This is a genomic window from Sphingomonas lacunae, assembly GCF_012979535.1.
GTDB classification, from domain to species: Bacteria; Pseudomonadota; Alphaproteobacteria; order Sphingomonadales; family Sphingomonadaceae; genus Sphingopyxis; species Sphingopyxis lacunae.
The window spans coordinates 85,727-110,962 of sequence record NZ_CP053015.1 but is presented as its reverse complement, the minus strand read 5'-3'; the positions used below and the strand labels follow the sequence as shown (position 1 = coordinate 110,962).

Genomic DNA, 25,236 nt, shown 5'->3' with positions numbered 1-25,236 from the left:
CCGCCAATGCCGCCGCGTTCGCTAGTCCGTCTGGGCCGGTGCATTTTGTTTTTCGGTCGGGCGAGTCTCTCGCAGGATCGGTCAATAGTCACTAGACAAGGGAGCGTGCCATGAAGGCGCTCAGCAAGCAGACCAGGTCGGTCAATCCGTCCGAAGTCGAAAAGAAATGGGTGTTGATCGATGCGGACGGCCTGGTCGTCGGTCGCGTTGCCACCATCGTCGCCAACATCTTGCGCGGCAAGACCAAGCCGACCTATACCCCGCATGTTGATTGCGGCGACAATGTCGTCATCATCAATGCGGAAAAGGTCCGTTTCACGGGCAATAAGCTCAAGGACAAGGTCTATTACAAGCACACCGGTTACGTCGGTGGTATCAAGGAAACCACGCCGGAGAAGATCCTCGGCGGCCGTTTCCCCGAGCGTGTTCTGGAAAAGGCGATTGAACGCATGATTCCGCGCGGTCCGCTGGGCCGCGATCAGATGCGTAACCTTCGCATCTATGCCGGCAGCGAGCATCCGCATGCCGCGCAAAACCCTGAACTCCTCGATGTTGCGTCGATGAACCGCAAGAACAAGGTGGGTGCCTGATGTCCGACACCGTCAACTCGCTCGCTGATCTCGGCGGCATCACCAGCGGCGAATCTGCCGCTCCGGTCAACAACAACGTGCCGACCCCGCTGCGCGAGCAACAACTCGACAAGCAGGGCCGCGCCTATGCAACCGGTCGTCGCAAGAACGCCATTGCCCGCGTCTGGCTTGTGCCCGGCACCGGCAAGATCACGATCAACGGTCGCGATCAGGAAGTCTATTTCGCTCGTCCGACGCTGCGTCTGGTCATCAACCAGACCTTTGGCGTTGCCGGCCGCGAAGGCGCCTATGACGTCGTCGCGACGGTCAAGGGCGGCGGCCTGTCGGGTCAGGCCGGCGCGGTCAAGCATGGTATCGCCCAGGCGCTGACCCGTTACGAGCCAGCCCTGCGCACCGTGGTCAAGCAGGCAGGCTTCCTGACCCGCGACAGCCGCGTTGTTGAACGTAAGAAGTACGGCAAGGCCAAGGCCCGCCGCAGCTTCCAGTTCTCGAAGCGTTAAACCGACCAGTCGGTTTTACCGAGTATGTCAAAGGGGTTGCGAGCGATCGCAGCCCCTTTTTCGTTGTTGAATTTCGTACTGACTTGCAACTGATAATCAATCGCATTAATGGCGATTGTTTGTTACTGCTCAACAAGGATTCCCAGACTTATGGTTCGTCCGTCCACCCGCGCACTGCTCACCAAAGTGCATCTGTTGCTTGCCGCCTTCACCTTTCCGGCGATCCTGATGTTCCTGTTGACGGGGGCGCTCTATACATGGGGTATCACCGGCAGCAATGAGGAGAGCGAGCATGCTATCAGCCTGAGCGCCCCGCTGGAACGCGACGAAGGCGCTGTGAAGGCGCTGGTCGTCGCGGAACTGGGCAAGCTTGGCTTTGCCGAGCCGAGTGGGCGCACGCGCCTTCGGGGTGAAGGGGATGACTGGACCTTTGACTGGTCAGGCGCGCGGTCCGAAGTGACGTTGGTGCCCGGTGAGACCGCCAATAGCGTGACGATGACGGTCAAGCAGCCGACTTTTTACCGCGTGTTTGTTCAATTGCACAAAGCCAAGGGAGCAACGCTGTTTCGCGTCTATGCCAGCTTCGTGGCCTTCACCCTGTTCATGCTCGTGGCGACGGGCTTGGTGCTGTGCTTCACCATTCCGGCATTCCGCACAATGACGATCTGGACCAGTGCTGCAGGAGCAGTGGCCTTCGTGCTTGCGGTGCTGTTGGGATAGGAAGCGGGGCGAGGGAGGGGGTGTCATCGTCAGGGACCAGACCGGCGATCTCCCCCCTCCCTGCTGTCAGAAACCAAGAGATTGCTGACATGCGACCCATCTGAGTCGCAGGAGGAGAATGTCCGAACTTCGGTGAAAAGGCAAATGGAGTCTCCCCCAATTTGGCAGTAAAACGCTAGCGAAATAAATGAGTTATGCCACGTTTCTGAAGCGAACAGTTGACCCTTTGGCCGCTATGGGGCCCAAAAGACACTCAAACTGAAGCAGGTTTACTGTCAGGCTGGATCGAACAATCCATGCAACCCGCTGGGTGCGTGCGGCCCAATAAAAAGCTGCTCGACGACGCCGCGCCCCCTTATCTCTTGCCCGGCATGGGTCAGGACGACATCGCACATGGCCTGAATGTGCATCAGCGCCGGATCATTATCGTTGATGCTGGTCAGATCAATGCTGTCATGCCCGACATCCAGTTCGCCATGGTCCATGCCATGTCCCCATACAGGATGCGTGTAGCCAAGGCCGCTCATGTAAAAATGCCCGCGTGCGTTGCTGCCTCCGCCGCTGATAGGCGTCATGCGCACGACGGTATCGGGACCGAGCTCAACCCTGGCTTCGCGGACCCGGCGTGTCGCGGGGTTCCAGTCTATCGCCAGCGTTGACTGGTCGAAATGCAGTTCATTGCCGCCATCGGGGAACAGCACGCCGCGCCGGTTCCATGGCTGGCCTTCGCCATCGTCGTTGGTGTGGAAGAACAGCGACTGCTGGTCGAAGTTGCATGGGCTCCACAGCCAGAAAAATTGCGGCATGCTGCCGGAGATGGCGCTGGGTGGCGGTTGCGGATCAGACAGGCCGACCGGCCGGATACCCCAGCTGCGGTCGCGTGTGCCGGCAAAGCTGGAATCGACCTCGATACGCTGTCCGTCGACCATGATGTGGCCGGACCAGCGGCCATTCTGCGTCATGCGGGTATAGTCCATAAACAGACGTGTCCCGTTGCGACGGGTGAAGCGAGGCTCCTCTATAGGGAAGTGGCGACCGGTGATGGTGAGATCGCAGGACAACGGACCATCATTCGCTGTAACCGTGATGCGCACGCGATGAAGTGGTTGCTCGATTGTCACCCTGATCGGGCCTGCCTGCAAGGCCATGCGCTCGCCGTGCATCCGTGCGGAGGCGCGCAGATTATGCTGCACGCCATTGACCATTACGCAAAAGGCGCCGTCGATGACGTCCAGGGCAGGATATATGCCCATGGCAGCGGCAAAGAAGATGTTTCCATCAGGGGAATAGCCGTTGAAGAAGTAGCGGTCATAAAAATTGCGGTCGGTGACCAGGGCTACCGGTTCGGGTGTCTGGTGGATTGGAAAATCATCGCCGCCGGTCAGCATCGCATTGTCACTCCCACATGCTCATTCCCCGATCATGCGTCGGGTAGATAGAGGACAAGGTAGAGCCAGAATCCGGACAGGCAAGGGCCGTCTAGGGCAAACCGCCTAAATCTGTCGGAAGTGGCAGTGGGTCAGGTTCAGGCCATGACCCGCACGGTCACATCCAGCTGACCATCAGCTATGCTGAGCTGGTTGAAACTGGGGCTGGTGGTGCGGAGCCGTTCAGACAATGTGCCCGCGCCAATCATGCGAATTTGGCCATGTTCATTGGCATGGGTGATATCAAAAGGATCATGGACGTGGCCTGACAGCACCGCCGTCGCCCCGGCCCGTGCCAGCGCCCTGAGCGCACGATTGCCACCCCGGGTCAGCGCGGTCCCCCGCGTTCCGGTTTCGACAAGCGGATGATGGGCCGAGACCAGGACCATGGCATCAGAGGGCAATGCCTGCATGGTGCCCAGCGTCCGGGCCAGCGCCTTTCGCGTGACGATGCCCTTTGACCAATTGAGCCGTAGCTGGGCGGGCGCCGTGGTGTGCAGCGGAACAATGGCAAGACCGGGCAGGTCAATCGTCCGTTCGACCATCGATTCCATGGCTGCATAGCGTTTATATGGCGTGACGAAGCGTTCGATGAGGTTGAAATACGGCATGTCGTGATTGCCGATTTCCACCGTAACCGGGCGGGCGAGCGAACGGAGCCATTCCCGGGCAGCCGCAAATTCGCGATGCCGGGCCCGCATGGTCAGATCCCCGGTTATGACCACTGCGTCAGGCTGTTCATCGGCCACGCAGCGGGCGAACCAGTCGAGCGCCTGCCGGTCCTCCGATCCGAAATGCAGATCGCTGGCATGGAACAGACGGATGATGCTCAACCCTTGGCCTCCCTGGTGACCGGCCATGATGACCGGTCAGTGACCGTTGCGACAAAGCCTGTCCGCCTGTCAACGCAGTCGAGAGCGGGTCATGCGCCATAGGGTTGGACGTTGCCCCAACTGTCCGGTAGCTGTTGGCACGGCCGGCCCGCCACAGGGTCGCACGCGCAGACAAAGCGGTTCTGGCCCCCACAGGGTTAGCCAAAAGGAAATGAGGCGGGGATGATTCGAATGATGATGGCTGCTGTGGCGGTTCTTGCGCTGATGGCCACTGCGACGGGCTATGCGGCGCGGTGGCAGATGGTTGGGCTGCTGGATCTGGTGGACCGTTTCACCCCCGGCCCGGCTGGCAAGCGGATAGCCACTGCGGTTCGCTATGCCAGCGATGATCCCATCCAACTGGTCGATGTGTATGCGCCGCAAGACGCCGTGCCTTCGGACAAGCGTCCGGTGATCATATGGTTCCATGGCGGCGGCTGGCACCATGGCGGTCGCGACGTCTATGGCTTCGCTGGCCACGCCTTTGCCAGCCAGGGCTTTGTCACCGTCGTCGTTGGCTACCGCCTGGGAGAGGCAGGCAAATTCCCTGCCTTCATGCAGGATGCCGCCGCCGCCGTCCGCTGGAGCCATGCCAACATCGCCCGTTATGGCGGCGACCCTGACCGGCTGGTGCTGGCGGGGCACAGTGCGGGAGCCCATATGGTGGAACTGGTCGCCCTCGATCAACGCTGGCTGGGTGAGATGTCGCAGCCGGGAGGCGCGATCAAGGGAGTCATCGGTCTTGCCGGACCTGCCGATTTCCTGCCCTTTACGCCGGGTGAAAGCCCCGACCGCGCAATGGGTCATGTCCGTCCGATCGAGCAGACGCAGCCAATCCATTTTGCCAGGGCCGATGCGCCGCCGCTGTGGCTGGCGCATGGGGATGCCGACACCACGGTGCGGATTGGCAATAGCGAGCGGCTGGCCGCTGCGGTGATCGACGCTGGCGGGCAGGCCGAGGTCAAGCGCTATGCCGGGATTGACCACTCCGGCACCGTAACGCCGCTGTCGCTTTTTTATCGCGATACCATCCCGCTGTTGGCCGATTCTGTCGCCTTTGCGCGCGCCGTCACGGATTGACCGACCGCGCGGCACGCGGTGCAATGCTTGGCAATCAAGCCGATGCCAGCGCCTTGTCTACCGCGGCCTTGGCCAGCGACAGTTCCTCGGCATAGTCCATCGTCGCATCAAGATCGATCATCGGTGCACCTTGGAATGTTAGGCGGGGTACGCTGGCCACCTTGGCGGCGATCAGCCTGCGGTCATGATCCGGCTTGCGGGTCATAACCGTGTCGGTGTCAATGTGTAGACGGATGACGAGAGTGGGGTGGTATGCCGCCATCTCGGCGTAGAGCGCGCGCTCTTCATCCTGCATCGCCTTCAGCGCCGGCGTGGTGGCAATGCCGGCCAGGATCGGCCCGTCGTGCAGTCCCGGCACCTCCACCTGTGGATAGCGATCAGTAACGATGGCTATGCCGGCACGGCGGGCCGCGAGCAGCTCGTCGAACTTGGCCCGCCGCTTGCGGGATTTGCGCAGGGCGTAGCGAGCGGCGAGAATGCCGGGGATCGGCTGGGCGGGATCGCGCAGCCGGTCGGCCACGCCTTCGAAAAAACGTTGCAGCGCCGGCCCGATGAGCGGCCAGCGACCAATGCGGCGGCCCTGTTCACCCGATCCGAGGCCGAGATAGCCTGTTTCAGCCCTGCGGCTGGCCCGGACATGGGTAAGGAGATCGGCAGACAGGGTCGATTTGCCGGACCCGTCGCAGCCGACGACAGCGATCAGGGGAGCCAGCGGCTCCGCCATGACCTCAGCTCAGTTCCTTGAAGAAGCCGATCATCTTCAGGCCACCAATGGCGAAGCGCACCACGACCAAAGCGCCATAGGCATAGACCCAAGGCCAGCAGGCAGCAGGAATGGCTTCGACGTCAAACCCGATGCGGGCGAACCAGGTGAGGAAGACAGCGGTGGCGAGCAGGAACAGCTTGTTCTGTTCGCGCCAGATCATCCGTTTCCACCAAAAGGGATATTTGGGGCTGACCCAACCCGACAGGCGAGGGAGCAGGGCCGGCACATCCTTCGCCCATTCGGCGTGGGCGGCGCCGAATTTTTCGCGCAGGAACTCTTCCTCGTAAATGGAGATGCGCTCGTAAATGAGGACGGCAAGGAGATAGACGATCGCGCCATAGACCCAGCTGCCCGAGAGCAGGGCAATGCCAGTGAAGTTGAGGATCCGGCCGACATAGAGCGGGTTACGCACCAGGCTGTAGGGGCCGGTGGTGTTGAGTTCGCTCGCCTCCGCCGCGACCTTTGCGCGGCCAGATGTGCCGAGTGCGGCCCATCCCGAGGTGAAGACGCGGACGATGGCGCCGGCACTCGCCACGGCAAAGGCGAACCAGAACCAGAGACGGTCGGCACCGGCATCGGCGAAGGGACCAAGGTCGCGCGAGCACCAGGCGATCAGCACCGAGATGGCGATGGTGATGTAGATATAGGTGCCGCGAATGAAGAACAGCTTTTTGCCGCTGCGTGCCAGTTCGGTCTGGTACATTGAGTTTCCTGTCCCCGCCGCCGGCGCCCGGCGCCGGTCCATTATGGAAAGGGCGGCGCATAGCTGCGGCCGCCCCATCTCGTCAATGTAGCGCCACTTTCGGGCGGGAATGAGGCGGTGATGTTACGACCTGCCATCCGGCTATTCAGACCAGCCGCAGCTTTCGCCCTGTTTTCCCTAGCGATTCCCGGTCCGCCAGCGGCAGGGCCAGTCGCGCACTTACCCAGATGGCGCCTAGCCCGACAATCAGCACCAGAGGCAGGGCGGCCGCGTCGGGCAGGCGCGCGGCCGCCAGTGCCAGAACAAGCGCGACCAGCGTCACGATAAAGGTGCGGACAGCGGCGCGGCCCAGTTCCGGACCAATGGGATTGAGCGCCTCATGCACCTGAAGCTGGATCATGGGAATGGCAGCGGCGATGACAAAGCCGATGGAGACCGCAAGTGTGAGGCCGGTCAGCGGGTTCATCGCCTGCATCAGCGGCCAGCCGACCAGGCAGGCGACGATCAGGCCGACGATGCTGGCGGTGAGCTGGTGGCGGAAACCGGCGACAACTTGCAGCACCGGCAGCGAGATGCCGACCACCGCCTCCATGGCGCGCGCGAGCAGCAGGATAATCATCGCCCCCTGTGCGACAATGGCGTCAGGTCCGAACAGACGGAGCAGCGGGGCGCTGCCGGCGCTGAGCACTGCGGCAAGCGGCAGGGCGATGACAAGGATCAGGCGGACGGCATAGGCATAAATGTCGTGCACCTGTGCCCGGTCGGCGCGTTCGGCGCTGGAAGCAAGTGGCGCGAGCACATAGACAAAGGCGATGCGGACGAGTTGGACGACGCTCGACACCTTGCGGGCGATGGTGAAAAGGGCGCCGGCCTGTGCTCCCGCCGCGCCGGGGATGGCGATGTTGAGAACGACGGCCGGGGCATCGCCGAACAGACGGCCGATCATGTTCGACGGCAGGATCGACAGGCCGGCCTTCATCGTTTCGACAAATATCGGCGTGACAAGCGGGCCGGTGACCAGCATGCCGAGCCGGTAATGTTGCGCCACCAGCCTGAGGCAGAGGGCAGCAGTGATCGCCAAAGACAGAAGATGGGCATAGAACAGGCCCGTCAGGCCAAAGCCAGCCAGGTAAAAGCCAACCGCCAGCACCAGCCGGATCAACATTTCCCAGACGAGGCGCAACCGGATTTCCGGTCCGAACAGGTGACGGGCGCGAAGTGCCGATGTGGCGATCTCGACAAAGGCCCACAGCGGCAGGGCCCAAACGAACAGCTGGATCGCCGGGACAACCAGATGCCGGTCCTCCGCCGCGACATTGACCCAGACCGACAAGGGTTCGGCGGCCAGCATGATGACAGCGGCGACGATGATGCAGGGGCCGACACCGAGCAGCATGGCGGCGCGCAGGGCATCAGCCGCTTCGCGGTCGTCGGCTGATTGCGGCACAGTGCGCTGCATCGCGCTGGTCATGCCGAGGTCGAAGATGTTTTCGAGCAGATTGATCGCCGCCCACAGCACGGCATAAAGGCCGAAGCTGGCCAGGCCGAACATCCAGACATAGAGCGGCTGGGCAACAATCTCGATGACAGCGCCAAGGCGGGAAAGCAGGGTGGTGCCCACACCCTTGGCAACATGGCGGCTGGTCACCGCCGCAGGTGCGGAGTCGGCTTGGGAAGGCGGGACGGGTTCACTCACGCCGCGCGCCTTAGCGCGGCTTGACGGACAATGCACCAACTTGCCGCTTGCAATTGTTGCCGTCGCCGGTCAGTCGCACGCATGTCCTTCGTGACGGCCATCGCCGCGCGACCAATAAGCAACAGGGAATTCGCAGCCCGCATGTCCGTCAAATGGACCGCCATCATCCTCGCCGGGCAACGTCCGGGCCCGGATCCGCTCGCCAGCCATTTCGGCGAGGATTGGAAAGCGCTGGTGCGCGTCGGCGGTGAGGCGATGCTGACCCGTGTCGTGCGTACCTTGCGCAGCGTCCCCGACATCAGCCGCATCATCGTCCTGGCGCAGGATCCCGCGCGCATGGAGGCTGCGGTCGATGCCGGCGGCGGCGCGATCATCCTGCCGAGCGGGGCGGGTATCAGCAGCAGCATCCGCAGCGTCGCCGGCACTGAAGTCGCGCCCTGGCCGGTGTTCGTCACAACGGCCGATCATGTGCTGCTGACCCGGTCGATGGTCGAGGAGTTCCTGTTGGGCGCGCAACTGTCAGCTCCGGGCAAGCCATCGCCCGATGTGGCGGTCGGCATGGTCGAATATGAGGTGATGCTGTCCAAATTCCCCGATGCCCGGCGGACCTGGCTGCGGTTTTCCGATGGCGCATGGTCGGGCGCCAACCTGTTCGCGCTGACCAGCGCCCGGGCCAATGCGGCGCTTGACCTGTGGGCGGAGGCGGAGACGGATCGCAAGAAGCCGCTGAAGCTGTTCCTGCACTTCGGCTTTGGCCTGGCCTTGCGCGCCATCACCCGCACAATCGGCCTGGGCGATGCGCTGGCCCGCGCTGGCACCAGGCTTGGCCTGACGGCGCGGCTAATCCCGATGGGTGATCCGGTTGCCGCCATCGATGTCGACAAGGTCAACGACCACGTTCAGGCCGAGGCGATCCTTGCTGCGCGTGAGCGGGAAGGTAAGTGTGGCTGACATGGTTTGCCCGCCGGATGTGCTTGACATCCGACGGGCAGGCTTTCCTCCCCAGGAAAGTTCGGTGCGGCGCGTGCCGCTATTTGTCAGGCGGCGCGCTTGCCGGCGGCGGTGCCGAGCCGGTGATAGAGCCGCGAATATTTGATTGATTGCGGGCTGTCCTGATGGTTGGTCAGGTAAAAGAGCACCGCTTCACGCAGCAGCTCGAAATCTTCCGTCGAAAGGACGGCGCGGGAACGTGTCGGTTCTGCCATAATGGCCTCCTGTGGAGTTCGGGTTGCTGCTGCCTTTGGGCGGTCCGGGGGGGTACCGCCCTCAGGCTTTGCGGGTCACGCCGCAAACTGGTTCCTGTGATGCCGCTCAGGCAGCAAACTGGTTCATGGTGTTGTGGACACCACCTGCCTTGAGCGCTGCTTCTCCGGCGAAATATTCCTTGTGGTCATCGCCAATGTCGCTGCCTGACATGTTCTGGTGCTTCACACAGGCGATACCCTGACGGATTTCCTTGCGTTGCACGCCGGCGACATAGCCCAGCATCCCTTCGTCACCGAAATACTCCTTGGCGAGATTGTCGGTCGACAGCGCCGCAGTATGATAGGTCGGCAGTGTGATGAGGTGATGGAAGATGCCGGCCCGTGCCGCAGCGTCGCGCTGGAAGGTGCGGATGCGGTTGTCGGCCTCGATGGCAAGGTCGCTGGCGTCATAATCGGCGCTCATCAGCTTGGCCCGGTCGTAGTCCGACAAGTCGCGGCCTTCCTTCTCCCAGGCATCGAACACCTGTTGACGGAAATTCAGCGTCCAGTTGAACGATGGCGAGTTATTGTAGGCCAGCTTGGCATTGGGGATGACCTCGCGGATACGGTCGACCATGCCTGCAATCTGTTCGATGTGCGGCTTTTCGGTCTCGATCCACAGCAGGTCAGCGCCATTCTGAAGGCTGGTGATGCAGTCGAGGACGCAGCGGTCTTCACCCGTTCCGGCACGGAACTGGTAGAGGTTTGACGGCAGGCGCTTCGGCCGCATCAGCTTGCCGTCGCGGTTGATCAGCACGTCGCCGGGGTTGCCCGCACCGCTGACCTCTTCACAATCGAGGAAGGCGTTATACTGGTCACCGAGGTCGCCCGGCTCGCGGGTATAGGCGATCTGCTTGGTGAGGCCGGCGCCCAGGCTGTCGGTGCGGGCGACAATGACGCCGTCCTCGACACCCATTTCCATGAAGGCGTAGCGCAGCGCGCGGATCTTGGCGAGGAAGTCCTCATGCGGGACGGTGACCTTGCCGTCCTGGTGACCGCACTGCTTTTCATCGCTGACCTGATTTTCGATCTGCAGCGCACAGGCGCCGGCCTCGATCATTTTCTTGGCGAGCAGATAGGTCGCTTCGGCATTGCCAAAACCGGCGTCAATGTCGGCAATGATCGGCACGACATGGGTTTCGAAATTGTCGATCTTGGCCTGGACTGCCTTGGCGGTGACTTCGTCGCCAGCGGCGCGGGCGGCATCAAGATCGCGGAACAGCATGCCAAGCTCACGCGCGTCAGCCTGCTTGAGGAAGGTATAGATTTCCTCGATCAATGCCGGAACGCTGGTCTTTTCGTGCATCGACTGGTCAGGCAGCGGGCCAAAATCGCTGCGCAGCGCGGCAACCATCCAGCCCGACAGATAGATGTAACGACGCTTGGTCGTGCCGAAATGCTTCTTGATCGAGATAAGTTTTTGCTGCGCGATGAAGCCGTGCCAGCAACCCAGTGACTGGGTGTAATTGGCAGGATCGGCGTCATAGGCGGCCATGTCCTCGCGCATGATCTTTGCAGTGTAACGCGCAATGTCGAGGCCGGTCTTGAAGCGGTTCTGCAGGCGCATCCGGGCAACCGATTCGCCGCTGATGCCATCCCAGGTGCCGTTGTGGCTGCGGATCAGTTCGTCCGTGCTGGTGATGTGGTTCTGATAGTCCATGATCGGGTCCTTAGGGAGAGAGTCCGGTGTGATGGAAGCGGGGTATCCCTGTCCGGAGCCATCGAAAATGCACTGCGGAGTCACGCTGTCAGACTTTACATAGCTTCTTTGTCATGATGTAATGTATTTACATTAAAAGCTTGTGCAGTTGCTGGAGGGACGTGAGCAGTGGCAGTTGAACGGTCGGTCTATTTGGGCCCGCGCCTCAAGCGCCTGCGGCGCGAGCTTGGCCTGACGCAGGCGGAAATGGCAGCGGATCTCGAGATTTCGCCGAGTTACATCGCGCTGATCGAGCGCAACCAGCGACCGTTGACAGCCGACATATTGCTCCGCCTTGCGCGGACATATCGGTTGGATGTGGCCGAACTGGCGGTGGACAACAGTGCCGAGGTGATCAGCCGGCTGCGGACAGTCCTGAAAGACCCGATTTTCTCCGACATCGACCTGCCCGCCCTTGAGATCGCGGACGTCGCGACCAATTTTCCCGGTATCACCGAAGCCTTGCTGCGCCTGCACGGCAGCTGGCAGCAGGAACAGGCAACGCTGGCCGATCGTATCGCCAGCGCGGATGCCGGCGCCGCGGGGGAGGCGGATCCGGTTGCCGAAGCGCGCAACTATCTGGCCAGCAATCGCAACAGTTTCCCGCAGCTTGACGATTTGGCCGAGGTGCTGGCTGGCAAGGTTGAGGAAGCGGGTGGTCCTACCGCCTTTCTCAAAGGGAAGTACGGCCTGCGTGTCCGCTTCCTGCCATCGCATGTGATGGTTGGTTCGCTGCGCCGATATGACCGGCACCGCAGCGAGATATTGCTCGATGAAACGCTCGACAGTTCGAGCCGGCAGTTCCAGCTGGCGCTACAAATTGCCTATCTGGAATGGCGCAAGGATCTGGATGGGCTGGTGTCGGCAAGCGGTCTGGAGACGGATAGTGGTCGCTTGCTGATCCGTCGTTCACTGGCCAGCTATGCTGCGGCTGCCTTTGTCATGCCCTATGGCGCATTTGCCAAGGCAGCGGAGGTGAAGCGCTATGACATAGAGGTCCTGGGCAGGCAGTTTGGTACCAGTTTCGAGCAGACCGCGCACAGGCTGACAACCTTGCAAAGGCCGGGCTCCACCTGCGTGCCCTTCTTCTTTTTGCGCGTCGATCAGGCTGGCAATGTGTCAAAGCGGATGGACGGGGCGGGCTTTCCCTTTGCCCGCCATGGCGGGGCCTGTCCCCTGTGGTCGGTCCATCAGGCATTCTTGCGACCGCGTTCCATCCTGACCCAGTGGCTTGAACTTCCCGATGGCCAGCGTTTCTTTTCGATCGCGCGGACGGTAACCGCAGGCGGCGGAGCCCATGGCGCGGCCCGTGTCGAGCGTGCAATTGCGCTGGGATGTGCCGCGGATCATGCGCCGCGGCTGGTCTATGCCGATGGCCCCGATGCACCGGATGCAGAGCGCCCCACACCGATCGGCGTCAGCTGTCGCCTGTGCCAGCGCCCCAACTGTGCCGCGCGTTCGGCGCCTCCGATCGGTCGGCAGGTGCTGCCCGATGAGTATCGCCGGACCCTGGCTCCCTTTGGCTTTTCCGATTGATCTTTTGCCCTGTTGAAAGACTGTAAAGTTAACCGACAGGCAAGAAGCTGGTGCTAAGCGGGGCATGCGGCAAGTGGATCGCAGGTGGCTAGGGCACGCACCAGACCGATGTTTCGTCTGTTCAAACATTATATTCCCAAGGCAGTTCTGCTGCTTGCCCTGTTTGACGCCCTGCTGTTGATGATGGCGGCGGAAGCGGCTTGGGTGTTGCGTGCCCATCAGATCGGGATGACGGTAGAGCCGCTTTATGTGCGCTGGATTCCGATGGTGAGTTTTGCCCTGGTGGTGCAACTGGGCATGATTGGTGTCGGTGTCTATGGGACGGAGGCGCTGCAATCCGTCCGCTTTGCGTTGATGAGGCTCCTGACGGCGGTATCCCTTGGCATCATCCTGCTGGCGACCCTTTATTTTGTTTTTCCCAGCGTTGCCTTGTGGCGATCAAACCTTGCTTATGCCATGCCACTCGCTGTTCTCGGTCCGATCCTGCTGCGATTTGCGTTTACCGCTGCGCTGGGTGGTGAGGCCTTCCGCCGGCGTATCCTGGTCCTGGGAGCCGGTTCACGGGCTGGCCGCATTGCCGATCTGGCGCGATCAAGCAGCGCGGGATTCAACGCGGTGGGTTTTGTCGCCATGACCGATGAGGCGCCCGCCGTGCCGGCCGCCGTCCACAGGACCAAGATTGACAGTCTGGCCGACCATGTGGTCGCGCTGAACGTCGGGGAAGTCGTATTAGCGCTGGAAGAAAGGCGCAATGCGTTGCCGCTTGACGACCTGCTGCGGATCAAGACCACCGGGGTGCACGTCAACGAAATTTCCAGTTTTCTGGAGCGTGAGACTGGCCGGGTTGACCTGGCAACCGTCAACCCAAGCTGGTTCATCTTTTCTGATGGATTCACGGCAGGACAGCGGGTTTCAAAGGTCGCGAAGCGGCTGTTCGACATTGTCGCCAGCCTGCTGGTCCTTTTGATCATGGGACCGGTGGTGCTGATCGCTGCAATTCTTGTCAAGCTCGACAGCCCCGGACCGGCCCTGTACCGCCAGCGGCGTGTCGGCCTGTATGGCCAACCCTATGACATCTTCAAATTGCGGTCGATGCGGCAGGATGCCGAAGCTGGCGGCAAAGCCATCTGGGCAGCCGAAGCCGACCCGCGCATTACCCGGATCGGTCGGTTCCTGCGCATGACGCGGATCGACGAAATCCCCCAGGCATGGAACGTGCTCAAGGGTGAAATGAGCTTTGTCGGGCCGCGTCCCGAACGACCGGAGTTCGTTCAGGAACTGGAACGCGAAATCCCCTATTATGCCGAACGCCACATGGTGAAGCCGGGCCTGACCGGATGGGCACAGATAAATTATCCCTATGGCGCGTCGATCGAGGATGCGCGCTGCAAGCTCGAATATGATTTGTACTACGCCAAGAATTACACGCCCTTTCTCGACCTTCTGATCCTGTTGCAGACCTTGCGCGTGGTGCTCTGGCCCGAAGGCGTTCGATGACCGGCACGGAACTCAGCCTTGGCGGCCTGGCGGTGGTTTCGCTGGTGGGATCCTTCTCCTATGCGGCGCTTGCGGTGCTCAGCGTCCTGCGGCGAATGCCGCTCGCCCGCGCGCCCTATGTGGCCGCGCTGCTTGGCATGGCCTTATGGCTGGGTGCATTGGGACTGACAGGCATTGGCAGCGTTTCGGGCTGGATCGCCGAAGCGGTCAGAAACCTTGCCTGGCTGTGGTTCATGGCATCCATAGCCGGTCGCCGCACTGGCGATGAAGGGATCAGTCAGATCGGCTGGATCTATATTGGCCTGTTCTTTGTCGAAACCGTCATCGCGGCCTTGCTGTTGCTGCCTACCTTGCTGGGCGGCAACGCCAACATGGACCATGCGCTTGACACGTTGCAGATGCTGTTCTGTGCCGGCGGTCTGGTCCTGCTGCACAATCTGTTCGAAGCGGCCGATGCTGATGAACGACGCGGCCTGACGCTGCCCCTGGCCGCAATTGCCGGTCTGTGGACCTATGACCTGAACCTGTATGTGATCAGCTATCTGAGCGACCGGCCAGCGACATTGCTGCTCGAGTTGCGGCCCTTTGCTGCCGGGGTGGTGGCGCTGGTTTTTGCCATAGCGCTGGTGCGCCCCGCCGGGCACAAGGTGCGACTGTCGCGCCCGGTGGCCTTTCGGTCCGTGGCATTGGCGGCCGTTGCCGCGTGGCTGGTGGCCCTCTCGCTGTTCACGATGGCAGTCAATTCATCACTCGGAACCTTTGGTGCATTTGCGCAACTGGTCGTCCTCACAGGAACCAGCGCCGGGGCGCTTGCATTGTGGCGGTCGAACCGTCTGCGCGCGCGGTTGCGCGTGTGGACGACCAAGCACTTTTTCGAGCATCGCTATGACTACCGGGCCGAGTGGCTGCGTTTCACAGCGACCCTGAGCCGTTCGCAGGCATCCGGGCTGACGCTCGAATCACGTGTCATCAAGGCGGTGGCGGACATTGTCGAAAGCACGGGCGGCCTGTTGCTGACGCCTGACAGTGGCGGCCGCCTGTCATTGGCGGCGGTTTGGCCGCATTCGCTCGCCGGTATCGGGATGGACGATGATCTGGGCCCGATGGCTCGCTGGATGGCAAGTGAAGGCCGCATTGTGCAGTTTGACGAACTGCGCGCTGGCACTTCGCCCGAAGAGGAAATGCAGGTTGTGCCGAGCAGTCTGTTGCTCAACCCTGACCTCTGGATTGCTGTGCCATTACTGCACCTCGACCGGACCGAAGGCATCATGCTGTTGAGCCGACCGCCGCTCGACCGCGCGCTGGACTGGGAAGATTTCGATCTGCTCAAGGTTGCTGGCACACAGGCTGCCAGTCACATTGCCGAAGCGCGCGGTGCCGAAGCCCTGGCCGAAAGCAATCGTTTTGAGGAGTTCCACAGGCGCTTTGCCTTCATGATGCATGACGTCAAAAATCTAACGAGTCAGATGGCGCTGTTGGCCCGCAATGTTGAACGCCATGGCGATAATCCTGATTTCCGCGAGGATATGATCGTCACCCTGCGCTTGTCGGCTGACCGTCTTGGACAGATGATGCAGCGCTTGAGTCAGCAGGAAAAGGTGCGGATCGAAGGGCTGGGCCCGGTCGATGCGGCAGCGGCGGCGATGCGCGTTGCCGTGGGCAAGCGGGGGCTGCACCGGGTGCAATTGCTGGGTGAGGCCAAGGCAAAGGCTCTGGCTGACCAGCATACGCTGGAACAATTGCTGATCCATCTCGTGCAGAATGCGATTGACGCCACCATTGGTGATGCGCCGGTGACCATCCAGCTTGGCGAGGATGATAAGCATGTCCTTATCGCCGTTGAGGATCGAGGCGTCGGCATGTCGCCAGAGTTCATCAGGACCCAGCTGTTCCGACCGTTCAGTTCGACCAAGGACGGCGGCTTCGGCATCGGTGCGTTTCAGGCCCGTCAGTTGGCAGTCGCCATGGGCGGAACGCTGAATGTCGAAAGCCGTGAAGGCGAAGGCACGATTTTTACCCTTACCCTGCCGCGGGCCGATGTTACGCACGTCGCCGCCAATACGAGCGAGGCCGCATGAGCCGCATGGACACCATAACCAAACCCAAGCTGTTGATTGTCGAAGATGATCCCGGCCTGCAGCGCCAATTGCGCTGGGCTTATGAGGATTATTCGACGATGGTCGCCGGCAGTCGCGAAGAAGCGCTGACGCTATTGCGTGCGGAAGAGCCGGCGGTGATCACGCTCGACCTGGGCCTGCCACCTGATCCGGATGGCGTTAGCGAAGGCTTTCGCACGCTCAAGGAGATATTGGCGCTCGCCCCGCAGGCCAAGGTGATCATCGCTTCCGGCCATAATGAACGCGAGAGCGCTTTGACCGCCATTGCCGCGGGTGCCTGGGATTTCTACCAGAAGCCTGTCGATTTTGACGAGTTGGGCGCCATCGTCCGGCGGGCCTTTCACGTGCAGGCACTGGAGGCTGAAAACCGGCGGTTGATGGCCAACGTGCCTGGCGAGGTGACGATGCTGGGCGGCTTGATCACGGCGGCGCCAGAGATGCACAAGGTGACCCGCACGATCGAAAAGGTCGCATCGGCCAATGTCTCGGTCATGCTGCTTGGCGCCAGCGGCACCGGCAAGGAATTGCTTGCCAAGGGCCTGCATGAAGCGAGCCCCCGTGCCAAGGGCAGTTTTATTGCCATCAACTGCGCCGCCATTCCCGACACATTGCTGGAAAGCGAATTGTTCGGTCATGAAAAGGGTGCCTTCACCGGTGCGGTGAAAACCACCGAAGGCAAGATTGAAATGGCCGACGGGGGCACGTTGTTCCTCGACGAAATCGGCGACATTCCGCTGCCGCTCCAGGTCAAGCTGCTGCGATTCCTGCAAGAGCGGGTTATTGAACGGATAGGCGGGCGCAAACCCATCCCGGTCGATACGCGCATCGTCTGTGCCACCCACCGCGATCTGAAGGCGATGGTTGCCGACGGCAGCTTCCGTGAAGACCTGTACTACCGCCTCGCGGAAATCGTCGTGCCAATTCCCGGGCTGGCCGAAAGGCCCGGCGATGCCGTGCTGCTCGCCCGCCATTTCCTGCGCAAATATGGCAAGGAAATGGGCGTCGGTGCGCGTGACCTGTCCCCCGACGCCATTGCCGCTGTCGAAGCCTGGGGCTGGCCAGGCAATGTGCGTGAGCTTGAGAACCGGGTCAAACGCGCCGCTATCATGGCCGAAGGCAAGTTCATCACCGCAGCTGACCTCGATCTCGATGAACCAGGTGCAGGTGAGGGTGATTTCATCAATCTGCGGGCCGTGCGCGATGCGGCCGAAAAGCGGGCCATCGGCCATGCGCTGTCCGTATGCGAGCATAATATTTCGGCCGCTGCCAGAATGTTGGGGGTCAGTCGTCCGACCCTTTACGACCTGATGAAGCAGCATGATTTCAGCGCCTAGCATCCGCAAACAACGGCGTGAGGCGGAACGGGCGGCGCGCCGCGCCGCGCGTGGTGGACGCCGTGCACCGATTGTCACGGCGCTCCTTTTGCTGGTAGCCGCCGGCGTGCTGATCGGCTCGATACTGGCGGTCCGTGCCTGGCTGGTCGACCCGCTGGCCCGCGGCCGGGACGCTTTGGCGGCCGGCAATTACCGGTCGGCCCGGGTTGACCTGATGAATGCGGTGACGGCCCAGCCCAATGATGTCGGGCTGCGACTGGAACTGGCTCATGCCTATAATGGGCTGCGTCGCGGGGTCGAAGCCGAGCGCCAGTTGCAACGCGCTGCTGAGCTCGGCGCGGCGCCGGCGATTCTGGCGACTGACTTGGCACAGGCGTTGCTGTTGCAAGGGCGCGCCCAGGATGCGCTCAACACTTTGGCCGGCGGGTATCTGCGGCGCGATGCGGCCCGTGCCCTGCGCATTGGTGCCGAAGCCAAATATCGCCTTGGTGCCTACACTGCGGCGCAGGCAGACTTTGCCGAATCCCTGCGGCTGGCCCCGGACAATGTCGAAAGCTGGGTGGCTTTTGCCCGGTTCCGCCTGGCCGAGCAGGATGTGCTGGGTGCCGATGATGCAGCGACCCAAGCGTGGCGCAGGGCGCCGCGTTCGGCCTCCGCGCTGGCAATTAAGGCCGAAATTGTTCGTACCCGCGAAGGGCCGGTCGCCGCGATTCCCTGGTATGAAGCCGCAGCGGCAGCAGATCCGGATAATGTCCCGGTAATGCTCGAATGGGCTGCTTCGCTTGGCGATGCCGGCCACTATCGCGATATGCTCAAGCCGTTGCGGCGAGCAACCGAACTGGAACCGGGCAATGGCAGGGCGCTGTTCCTGATGGGCACGGTAGCAGCGCGGGCGGGTGACTGGCCATTGGCGCGGACCTTGCTCGGCCGGATTGGTGGCGCCGACGCCGATCTGCCGGCTGTTCTTCAGGCCAAGGCGGCGGTCGAACTGGCACTGGATACGCCCAGTGCTGCCGAACGCCATGCCGCGCGACTGGTTGAACTGCAACCGGACAATGGCGTGGGCCGGCGACTGCTGGCGCTTGCGCAGGTCAGGGGAGACAATCCGCGCGGCGCGATGCTGACTCTCGACCCGGTCACCATCCGCACTGACGCCGACAGCTGGTCACTGCTCTTGCTGTCCAACAGCTTTTCCGGCCTCGAATGGCAGGCCGATGCCCGCCAGCCGCTGGATCGTGCCAGCCGGCTGCAACGTGGCGACCCTCCGCCGCTGCCTGCGGCAAATGACGCAGGCGACTCTCTTGATCCTGCGGTAGCCATCCCGACCATCCGCGCCAGGCTGGCGCGCGCTGATGGTCCAGGCGCGCTGTCGCTTGCGAGCCGGTTGGCAGATGCGAATCCGGGTGTCGCGCAAGCCCGGCTGTTGGTTGGTGACGCAGCGATGATGGTGGGCGACAGTCGCCGGGCAGTGGCTGAGTTTCGTCGTGCAAGTCAGCTTCGTTATGACGAACCGGTCATGCTGCGTCTGGTCCATGCGCTGGTAAGCGCCGGCGACCGTGAAGGGGCCGGAGAGGCCATTCGCCAGTTTCAAATGCGATGGCCGGAAAATGTTGCCGCCATGCGCACCGCAGCGGCCTTTGCCGCCGAGCAGGGCGACTGGACAAGGAGTGCGGCGCAATTGCGGGCAGCCCTGGCGCGGACTGGTTCCAATGATGCGCTGTTGCTGGCCCAGTTGGCGCGATGCGAACTGGAACTGGGCGATCCCGCCTCAGCGCTCAGCTATGCCCGTCGTGCCTACCGGTTGTTGCCAGGCAATGCGACCATTAGCGGTGTCTATGGCATAGCCATGTCGCGCAGCGCCGGGGCCAGTCAGGATGCGCAGGATTTGCTGGCGAAAGCAGCCAGCCTCGCACCCGATGACGCCCTGTTGCAAAGCTGGCGGGAAGAAGTTCTCCGCGTTGGGAGTTAGGCCGGCAGGCGGTCGATCAGTGTTGCCGGATCAATGTCAAGCCGACGGATCTGCTCGGCAACCGGTGGCCAGACATTGGCGAGGAACTCTTCCTTGAGCCGGGCGCGCAGAATGTTGGCAGCGCCAGTGGCAACAAACATGCCGACGCCGCGTTTGACCAGCACCAGACCTTCGTCCTGAAAGCTCTGATAGGCCTTCGCCACGGTCAGCGGATTGGCGCCATGTTCGGCGGCCAGCGCACGCACCGACGGCAGCATGTCACCGTCACGGAAATCGCCGTCGAGGATGCCAGCGGCGATCACGTCACGCAGGCGTTGATATACGGGTTTGGACTGATCCAGCATCAGCGAGTTATGACAGTAACACAGCGGCCCGTCAACATCTAAGCTGGTTGCAAGGGCAAGGATCAGCGTGCGACGACCGGCCAAGTCGATACGACTTGAGCGATTTCCGGTCGTGGCCTTTCCTCAAGCGGCTTGGCTGCTGTCCCGAAAAAGAAGAAACCGGCAACCCGGTCCTCAGCCCCGCGCGCACCGAGCGATTCGGCAACCGCCCGGTTGAAACTGGGCCAACCGGTCAGCCAGTTGCCGACAAAGCCGAGGGCGTGGGCCGCGTTGAGCAGTTGCATCGCCACAGCGCCAACCGACATCTGCTGTTCCCACAACGGGATCTTGCTCGATTCGACCGGTGTGGAGAGCAGGGCGATCATCAGCGGTGCGACCTTGGCGAAACTGTCCATGGCCTCAATTTCCAGCCGACCCGCATCCGGTCGTTCGGCGCGATAGGCGTCGCACAACATCGCACCAAACGCCGCCCGTTCCTCTTGCGGGATCACCACCAGCCGCCAGGGGTTCAGCTTGCCATGGTCAGGCACTCGCGTCGCCGCGCGCAGAATCAGGTCAAGCTCAGCCGCATCCGGGCCGGGCCCGATCATGTCACGCGCTTTGCCGGAACGGCGGCTCAGCAACAGCGAAAGGGCGGAAGAAGGATCGTTGAACATGGCTTTCCCCTAGCCCGTGGTTGCAGATGCGACAATCATGCTTGGCAAGACATTTTATTGCGCTAGGTTCGGCGGCAATTGGGTCGGCTGTCATCGAATGCGCCGCCTTGCATGCGATAAGGGAAGGATACGCCAAAAATGGCTAATGTCGCTTTGCCGGACGGCGATTCCGCCGGCACATTCCTGGGCCATCCAAAGGGCCTGTTCGTTCTCTTCTTTGCCGAAATGTGGGAGCGTTTCTCTTACTACGGCATGCGGGCGCTGCTGATCTTTTACCTCACCAAGCACTGGCTGTTTTCGGATGCCCAGGCCGGCGTCATCTATGGCGCCTATACGGCGCTGGTCTATATTACCCCGGTGCTGGGTGGTTATCTCGCCGACAAGTGGCTGGGGCAGCGCAAGGCGGTACTGTACGGCGCGATATTGCTGACATTCGGCCATTTCCTGATGGGATTTGAAGGCGATGGCGGGCAGGATCCGACCAGCCTCAACATCTTCTGGTTGGCCCTCGCCTTCATCATTGTCGGTTCGGGCTTCCTCAAGGCGAACATCTCGGTGATCGTCGGGCAGCTTTACCCGCGGACCGACGTCCGCCGTGATGGCGCCTACACCATCTTCTACATGGGCATTAACCTCGGTGCCGCGCTTGGCTCGCTGCTCTGCGGCTATCTCGGCGAAACCTATGGCTGGGCCTATGGCTTCGGCGCCGCCGGTTTCGGCATGCTGCTCGGCCTTATCGTCTTTGTCGTATTCAAGCCGCTGTTGCTCGGTCGCGGGGAATCGCCCGATCCGGTCAAGCTCTCGTCGCCGGTCATGGGCATCAAGCTCGAATGGCTGCTGTATGTTGTGGGCGTTGTTGCCGTCGCCATTTGCTGGTGGATGGTCCAGAATCAGGCAGTGGTCGGAACGCTGCTGGGGATTTGTGGCGCAGCACTGCTGCTCTATGTTCTCTTCACCGCTGTCGTGAAACTGCCTTCGGAAGATCGTGACCGCATCTTTGCGGCCATGTTCCTCATCGTTGGTTCGATCCTTTTCTGGGCGCTGTTCGAACAGGCAGGGTCATCGCTCAACCTCTACACAGACCGCTATGTTGATCGTGCGGGTGTTCCGGCCTCGGTATTCCAGTCGATCAACGCCATTTACATCGTTCTGTTGGCGCCTCTGTTCGCTGCCCTTTGGACCTGGCTGGGTCGTCGCGGGCTGGAGCCCTCGACGCCTGCCAAGTTCGGTCTCGCGCTCATGCAGCTGGGCTTTGGCTTCCTCGTCCTGGTATGGGGTGCGGCGACCGGCGATCTGACGCCGGTGCTGTTCGTCTTCCTCATCTATCTCTTTCACACAACCGGGGAACTTTGCCTGTCGCCAGTGGGGCTCAGCGCGATGAACCGGCTTGCCCCGGCGCATATGGCCAGCCTGATCATGGGCAGCTGGTTCTTTGCCTCGGCTACCGGCAATTTCGTCGCCGGCCTGATTGCGGCGGCCACCGGTTCGGAAGCGGCTTCGGGTGAAGGTGCGGGCAAGCAGGTTGTGCTTGATGTCTATAGCCAGATCGGCTGGATCGCGATTGCGGTAGGTGTCGGCGTTGTTGTCATATCGCCGCTGATCAAGAAGCTGATGCACCTTGACACGCTTAAGGATGACTCGGCCGACAAGGCGACTGCGTGAACCATTGCCAATCATGGGTGGCCGCATTAGCCGGCCGCCCATGAATTTGTTTTCAAACGGGACGAGCTGATGAATCGCATTTCCACACTGTTGCTCTCAGTGGCTGCCGTTGGCGGTCTGACCGCCTGTTCTTCCGGTGGAACCACCGCGGCAAACACGGCGCCACGCTCAAGCGCCGCGCGTCCCGTAATCGACCCGAACCCCTATCCCTCCACCTATCGCGCCTATCCCTCGGTCCCGACCGCGCTGGTTGGCGCGACGGTGTTTGATGGAGAGGGCGGACGGATTGAGAATGGCGTGGTGCTGCTGCGCGATGGCAAGGTGGAAGCGATCGGCGATGCGGGCCTTGCCGTGCCCGAAGGCTTCACCCGCATCGACGCCACCGGCAAATTCGTTACCCCCGGTATCATCGATATTCACAGCCATCTCGGTGACTATCCCAGCCCTGGCGTCGAAGCGCACAGCGATGGCAATGAGGCGACTGACCCGACCACGCCGGAAGTCTGGGCGGAACACAGCATCTGGCCTCAGGACCCCGGCTTCAGCCGGGCACTGGCCAATGGCGGGGTGACTGCGCTCCAGATACTTCCGGGTTCGGCCAATCTGATGGGTGGTCGGTCGGTTACTCTCAAAAATGTGCCTGCGCGCACCATGCAGGGCATGAAGTTCCCCGGCGCCCCCTATGGCCTGAAAATGGCTTGTGGCGAAAATCCGAAGCGGGTCTATGGCTCGCGTGGTCGCATGCCATCGACCCGCATGGGCAATCTCGCGGTCAATCGCCAGACCTGGGCACAGGCCGCCGAATATCGGCGCAAGGCGGACGCAGGTGAACCTCAGGCTCGCAATATCGGCATGGAGACGCTGGCCGAAGTGCTGCGCGGCAACATCCTGATCCATAACCACTGCTATCGTGCCGATGAAATGGCCATCGTTATCGATATGGCGGAAGAGTTTGGTTACAAGGTTTCGACGTTCCACCATGCCGTTGAAAGCTACAAGATCGCCGATCTCCTGCGCGAGTCGAACATTTGCTCGGCGATGTGGGCTGACTGGTGGGGCTTCAAGATGGAAAGCTATGACGGCATTCCGGAGAATGTTGCCCTTGTCCACAATGCCGGAGCCTGCGCCATCGTCCATTCGGATGATGCGAACCAGATCCAGCGGCTCAATCAGGAAGCAGCCAAGGCCTTGGCTGCCGGTCGTCGTGCCGGCATCACCATTTCCGAAGCCGACGCCATGCGCTGGCTGACCATAAACCCTGCCCGCGCCATGGGCATCGACATGATGACCGGCAGCCTGCGGCCGGGCAAGATGGCTGATGTCGTGCTGTGGAACGGCAATCCCTTCAGCGTCTATACGCGGCCGGAACGGGTGTGGATCGACGGAGCCTTGATGTTTGATGCCTATAACCCGCGCCTGCGTCCGGTCAGCGATTTTGAGCTGGGTCAACCCGGTGAGGGAGACGTCAAATGAGCGCCGCCCGTCGCAGCAAGCGCCTGACCCTGTGGGGCGCTACCGGAATCGCCCTTGCTTTCGCGGGTGCGCTGTTCGCAGCCAAGGCCAACGCCCAGACCGTTGCCATCACCAATGCGCGGCTTGTTATCGGTGATGGAACGGCGCCTGTGGAAAACGGCACGGTCGTCATCCGCAACGGCCGCGTTGTTGCTGCCGGAGCGGGCGTTGCGGTCCCCGCCGGTGTACCGAGTGTCGATGCGGCCGGCCAATATGTCACCCCTGGCATTGTTGCCGGTTTCAGCCGGGTCGGTATTGTCGAAGTGGAAGCCGTCGATGGCACCAACGATGCGTCCGCGCCCAGTTCTGTGTTCAATGCCGCGATTGACATTTCGCCCGCGCTCAATCCTCTCGGAACTCCGGTAGCGGTCAATCGTCTTGCCGGTGTTACCCGTGCGCTGGTCTATCCGGGCCGCAGCAGCGGCCTGTTCAACGGGCGCGGTGCGCTGGTGGATCTGGGTGACGATCCCGACATGCTGACCCGTGCGGGTCTGTTCCAGTATGTCGAGCTTGGTGAAACAGGTGCCCGTCGCGCGGGCGGCAGCCGTCCCGCCGCGATCCTGCTGTTCCGACAGATGCTTGCCGAGGCGCGCGATTTTGGCCGTAACCCTGCCGCCTATGACGGCCGCAGCCGTGACAGCCTGTTGACCCGCGCCGATGCCGAAGCCTTGTTGCGGGTGTTGGATGGTCGCGACCGCTTGTTCATAAAGGTGGAACGGGCGTCGGACATCCTTTCGGTCATCCGTCTGCTGGGTGAATTTCCCCAGATCAGGCCGACATTGGTTGGCGTGACTGAAGGCTGGCAGGTTGCCCCGCAGATCGCCGCTGCCGGCATTCCGGTGATTGCATCGGCGCTCAATGACCTGCCTGACACGTTCGAGCAACTGGGTGCGACACAAAGCAATATCGGTCGTATGCGCGCCGCCGGGGTCAGCGTGGCCATCGGCCTGGTCGACGACAATGAAACGCACAAGCTGGGCTATGCGCGCCAATATGCGGGCAATCTGGTGGCCTTGACCCGGATGCCGGGTGCCAGCGGGCTGAGCTGGGATCAGGCCTTTGCCTCGATTACCTCTGGCCCCGCTGCCGCAGCCGGCGTCGATGCCGATGTCGGCTCGCTCCGGCCAGGGCGCGTTGGTGATGTCGTGATATGGGATGGCGATCCGCTCGAACTGTCGAGCGCGCCGGTTGCCATCTATGTCGACGGTGTTGCCCAACCGCTGACCAGTCGCCAGCTTGATTTGCGTGACCGCTACCTGTCTCCGGTAGAGGGAGACTTGCCTAACGCTTACGATAGATAAGCCGGCACCTG

The 25,236-nt window shown here is 61.9% G+C and carries 22 protein-coding genes; 13 read left to right on the top strand and 9 right to left on the bottom strand.

What is annotated here, in order from left to right; all coding sequences use genetic code 11:
- Positions 1–110 precede the first annotated feature (110 nt).
- The 3 genes from rplM (at position 111) to GV829_RS00435 (ending at position 1,810) form a co-directional block, all read left to right on the top strand.
- Positions 111–590 (top strand): 50S ribosomal protein L13, encoded by a 480-nt coding sequence (rplM, locus tag GV829_RS00445; RefSeq protein ID WP_169943320.1) that lies wholly within the window; start codon positions 111–113, stop codon positions 588–590.
- On the top strand, positions 590–1,090 hold the full coding sequence (gene rpsI / locus GV829_RS00440) for a 30S ribosomal protein S9 (protein WP_169943319.1): 501 nt from the start codon (positions 590–592) through the stop codon (positions 1,088–1,090). Before rplM ends, rpsI begins: the two co-directional genes overlap by 1 nt.
- A gap of 150 nt (positions 1,091–1,240) precedes the next feature.
- Positions 1,241–1,810 (top strand): hypothetical protein, encoded by a 570-nt coding sequence (locus GV829_RS00435; RefSeq protein ID WP_169943318.1) that lies wholly within the window; start codon positions 1,241–1,243, stop codon positions 1,808–1,810.
- A gap of 275 nt (positions 1,811–2,085) precedes the next feature.
- Here the strand turns inward: GV829_RS00435 and GV829_RS00430 are convergent, their stop codons facing one another.
- Both GV829_RS00430 and GV829_RS00425 read right to left on the bottom strand, forming a co-directional pair.
- A complete protein-coding gene (locus GV829_RS00430) occupies positions 2,086–3,198 on the bottom strand; it encodes an Rv3169 family protein (RefSeq protein WP_169943317.1) in 1,113 nt (370 codons plus the stop codon).
- A 137-nt stretch (positions 3,199–3,335) separates the two neighbouring features.
- Positions 3,336–4,064 carry a metallophosphoesterase family protein gene (locus tag GV829_RS00425; RefSeq protein ID WP_169947748.1) on the bottom strand — a complete coding sequence of 243 codons (729 nt, stop codon included), beginning with the start codon at positions 4,062–4,064 and terminating at the stop codon, positions 3,336–3,338.
- 237 nt (positions 4,065–4,301) lie between these two features.
- Between GV829_RS00425 and GV829_RS00420 the strand changes: the two genes are divergently transcribed.
- On the top strand, positions 4,302–5,189 hold the full coding sequence (locus GV829_RS00420) for an alpha/beta hydrolase (protein ID WP_169943316.1): 888 nt from the start codon (positions 4,302–4,304) through the stop codon (positions 5,187–5,189).
- 34 nt (positions 5,190–5,223) lie between these two features.
- Here GV829_RS00420 and GV829_RS00415 read toward each other — a convergent pair whose 3' ends face one another.
- The 3 genes from GV829_RS00415 to GV829_RS00405 form a co-directional block, all read right to left on the bottom strand.
- Positions 5,224–5,913 (bottom strand): hypothetical protein, encoded by a 690-nt coding sequence (locus tag GV829_RS00415; protein ID WP_169943315.1) that lies wholly within the window; start codon positions 5,911–5,913, stop codon positions 5,224–5,226.
- A gap of 4 nt (positions 5,914–5,917) precedes the next feature.
- Positions 5,918–6,658 carry a methyltransferase family protein gene (locus tag GV829_RS00410; protein ID WP_169943314.1) on the bottom strand — a complete coding sequence of 247 codons (741 nt, stop codon included), beginning with the start codon at positions 6,656–6,658 and terminating at the stop codon, positions 5,918–5,920.
- Between the two features lie 145 nt (positions 6,659–6,803).
- Positions 6,804–8,354 (bottom strand): lipopolysaccharide biosynthesis protein, encoded by a 1,551-nt coding sequence (locus GV829_RS00405; RefSeq protein ID WP_246202920.1) that lies wholly within the window; start codon positions 8,352–8,354, stop codon positions 6,804–6,806.
- 81 nt (positions 8,355–8,435) lie between these two features.
- Between GV829_RS00405 and GV829_RS00400 the strand changes: the two genes are divergently transcribed.
- A complete protein-coding gene (locus GV829_RS00400) occupies positions 8,436–9,305 on the top strand; it encodes a nucleotidyltransferase family protein (RefSeq protein ID WP_246202919.1) in 870 nt (289 codons plus the stop codon).
- Positions 9,306–9,391: 86 nt separating this feature from the next.
- On the opposite strand, the gene GV829_RS00395 is transcribed toward GV829_RS00400, so the two are convergent.
- Together GV829_RS00395 and GV829_RS00390 are read right to left on the bottom strand one after the other, a co-directional pair.
- Positions 9,392–9,559, bottom strand: a complete 168-nt coding sequence (locus tag GV829_RS00395) for a hypothetical protein (protein WP_169943312.1) — start codon at positions 9,557–9,559, stop codon at positions 9,392–9,394.
- A gap of 106 nt (positions 9,560–9,665) precedes the next feature.
- Complete coding sequence (locus GV829_RS00390) at positions 9,666–11,258, bottom strand: isocitrate lyase (protein WP_169943311.1); 1,593 nt, start codon at positions 11,256–11,258, stop codon at positions 9,666–9,668.
- A gap of 168 nt (positions 11,259–11,426) precedes the next feature.
- On the opposite strand from GV829_RS00390, the gene GV829_RS00385 reads away from it, so the two are divergent.
- From GV829_RS00385 to GV829_RS00365, 5 genes are all read left to right on the top strand, one after another.
- Complete coding sequence (locus GV829_RS00385; protein WP_169943310.1) at positions 11,427–12,833, top strand: helix-turn-helix domain-containing protein; 1,407 nt, start codon at positions 11,427–11,429, stop codon at positions 12,831–12,833.
- Positions 12,834–12,941: 108 nt separating this feature from the next.
- The gene (locus tag GV829_RS00380; RefSeq protein WP_169943309.1) at positions 12,942–14,330 is read left to right on the top strand and encodes a TIGR03013 family XrtA/PEP-CTERM system glycosyltransferase; all 1,389 of its coding nucleotides are present in this window, start codon (positions 12,942–12,944) and stop codon (positions 14,328–14,330) included.
- Entirely contained in the window at positions 14,327–16,408 is a 2,082-nt protein-coding gene (gene prsK / locus GV829_RS00375) for an XrtA/PEP-CTERM system histidine kinase PrsK (RefSeq protein WP_169943308.1), read from the top strand. Before GV829_RS00380 ends, prsK begins: the two co-directional genes overlap by 4 nt.
- Positions 16,405–17,781 (top strand): PEP-CTERM-box response regulator transcription factor, encoded by a 1,377-nt coding sequence (prsR, locus tag GV829_RS00370; RefSeq protein WP_169943307.1) that lies wholly within the window; start codon positions 16,405–16,407, stop codon positions 17,779–17,781. Before prsK ends, prsR begins: the two co-directional genes overlap by 4 nt.
- A complete protein-coding gene (locus tag GV829_RS00365) occupies positions 17,765–19,750 on the top strand; it encodes a tetratricopeptide repeat protein (protein WP_169943306.1) in 1,986 nt (661 codons plus the stop codon). Before prsR ends, GV829_RS00365 begins: the two co-directional genes overlap by 17 nt.
- Here the strand turns inward: GV829_RS00365 and GV829_RS00360 are convergent.
- Both GV829_RS00360 and GV829_RS00355 read right to left on the bottom strand, forming a co-directional pair.
- The gene (locus GV829_RS00360) at positions 19,747–20,094 is read right to left on the bottom strand and encodes a GntR family transcriptional regulator (protein WP_169943305.1); all 348 of its coding nucleotides are present in this window, start codon (positions 20,092–20,094) and stop codon (positions 19,747–19,749) included. The two genes, GV829_RS00365 and GV829_RS00360, sit on opposite strands and share 4 nt — an antisense overlap.
- Before the next feature lie 62 nt (positions 20,095–20,156).
- Positions 20,157–20,750 carry a nitroreductase family protein gene (locus GV829_RS00355; protein WP_169943304.1) on the bottom strand — a complete coding sequence of 198 codons (594 nt, stop codon included), beginning with the start codon at positions 20,748–20,750 and terminating at the stop codon, positions 20,157–20,159.
- 138 nt (positions 20,751–20,888) lie between these two features.
- On the opposite strand from GV829_RS00355, the gene GV829_RS00350 reads away from it, so the two are divergent.
- The 3 genes from GV829_RS00350 (at position 20,889) to GV829_RS00340 (ending at position 25,225) form a co-directional block, all read left to right on the top strand.
- Positions 20,889–22,412 (top strand): peptide MFS transporter, encoded by a 1,524-nt coding sequence (locus tag GV829_RS00350; RefSeq protein ID WP_169943303.1) that lies wholly within the window; start codon positions 20,889–20,891, stop codon positions 22,410–22,412.
- Positions 22,413–22,481: 69 nt separating this feature from the next.
- Positions 22,482–23,885 carry an amidohydrolase gene (locus tag GV829_RS00345; RefSeq protein WP_169943302.1) on the top strand — a complete coding sequence of 468 codons (1,404 nt, stop codon included), beginning with the start codon at positions 22,482–22,484 and terminating at the stop codon, positions 23,883–23,885.
- Complete coding sequence (locus tag GV829_RS00340) at positions 23,882–25,225, top strand: amidohydrolase family protein (protein WP_169943301.1); 1,344 nt, start codon at positions 23,882–23,884, stop codon at positions 25,223–25,225. The genes GV829_RS00345 and GV829_RS00340 overlap by 4 nt, the downstream gene beginning before the upstream one ends.
- Positions 25,226–25,236: the final 11 nt, after the last annotated feature.

Bases quoted from the DNA above. Each gene is read 5' to 3' on its own strand.
- rpsI (WP_169943319.1), top strand. From the start codon at position 590: ATGTCCGACACCGTCAACTCGCTCGCTGATCTCGGCGGCATCACCAGC.
- GV829_RS00415 (WP_169943315.1), bottom strand. From the start codon at position 5,913: ATGGCGGAGCCGCTGGCTCCCCTGATCGCTGTCGTCGGCTGCGACGGG.
- GV829_RS00345 (WP_169943302.1), top strand. From the start codon at position 22,482: ATGAATCGCATTTCCACACTGTTGCTCTCAGTGGCTGCCGTTGGCGGT.
- prsK (WP_169943308.1), top strand. From the start codon at position 14,327: ATGACCGGCACGGAACTCAGCCTTGGCGGCCTGGCGGTGGTTTCGCTG.
- GV829_RS00390 (WP_169943311.1), bottom strand. From the start codon at position 11,258: ATGGACTATCAGAACCACATCACCAGCACGGACGAACTGATCCGCAGC.
- GV829_RS00400 (WP_246202919.1), top strand. From the start codon at position 8,436: ATGTCCTTCGTGACGGCCATCGCCGCGCGACCAATAAGCAACAGGGAA.
- GV829_RS00410 (WP_169943314.1), bottom strand. From the start codon at position 6,658: ATGTACCAGACCGAACTGGCACGCAGCGGCAAAAAGCTGTTCTTCATT.
- GV829_RS00350 (WP_169943303.1), top strand. From the start codon at position 20,889: ATGGCTAATGTCGCTTTGCCGGACGGCGATTCCGCCGGCACATTCCTG.
- GV829_RS00380 (WP_169943309.1), top strand. From the start codon at position 12,942: ATGTTTCGTCTGTTCAAACATTATATTCCCAAGGCAGTTCTGCTGCTT.
- rplM (WP_169943320.1), top strand. From the start codon at position 111: ATGAAGGCGCTCAGCAAGCAGACCAGGTCGGTCAATCCGTCCGAAGTC.
- GV829_RS00360 (WP_169943305.1), bottom strand. From the start codon at position 20,094: ATGCTGGATCAGTCCAAACCCGTATATCAACGCCTGCGTGACGTGATC.
- GV829_RS00430 (WP_169943317.1), bottom strand. From the start codon at position 3,198: ATGCTGACCGGCGGCGATGATTTTCCAATCCACCAGACACCCGAACCG.
- GV829_RS00340 (WP_169943301.1), top strand. From the start codon at position 23,882: ATGAGCGCCGCCCGTCGCAGCAAGCGCCTGACCCTGTGGGGCGCTACC.
- GV829_RS00355 (WP_169943304.1), bottom strand. From the start codon at position 20,750: ATGTTCAACGATCCTTCTTCCGCCCTTTCGCTGTTGCTGAGCCGCCGT.
- prsR (WP_169943307.1), top strand. From the start codon at position 16,405: ATGAGCCGCATGGACACCATAACCAAACCCAAGCTGTTGATTGTCGAA.
- GV829_RS00365 (WP_169943306.1), top strand. From the start codon at position 17,765: ATGATTTCAGCGCCTAGCATCCGCAAACAACGGCGTGAGGCGGAACGG.
- GV829_RS00435 (WP_169943318.1), top strand. From the start codon at position 1,241: ATGGTTCGTCCGTCCACCCGCGCACTGCTCACCAAAGTGCATCTGTTG.
- GV829_RS00420 (WP_169943316.1), top strand. From the start codon at position 4,302: ATGATGATGGCTGCTGTGGCGGTTCTTGCGCTGATGGCCACTGCGACG.
- GV829_RS00395 (WP_169943312.1), bottom strand. From the start codon at position 9,559: ATGGCAGAACCGACACGTTCCCGCGCCGTCCTTTCGACGGAAGATTTC.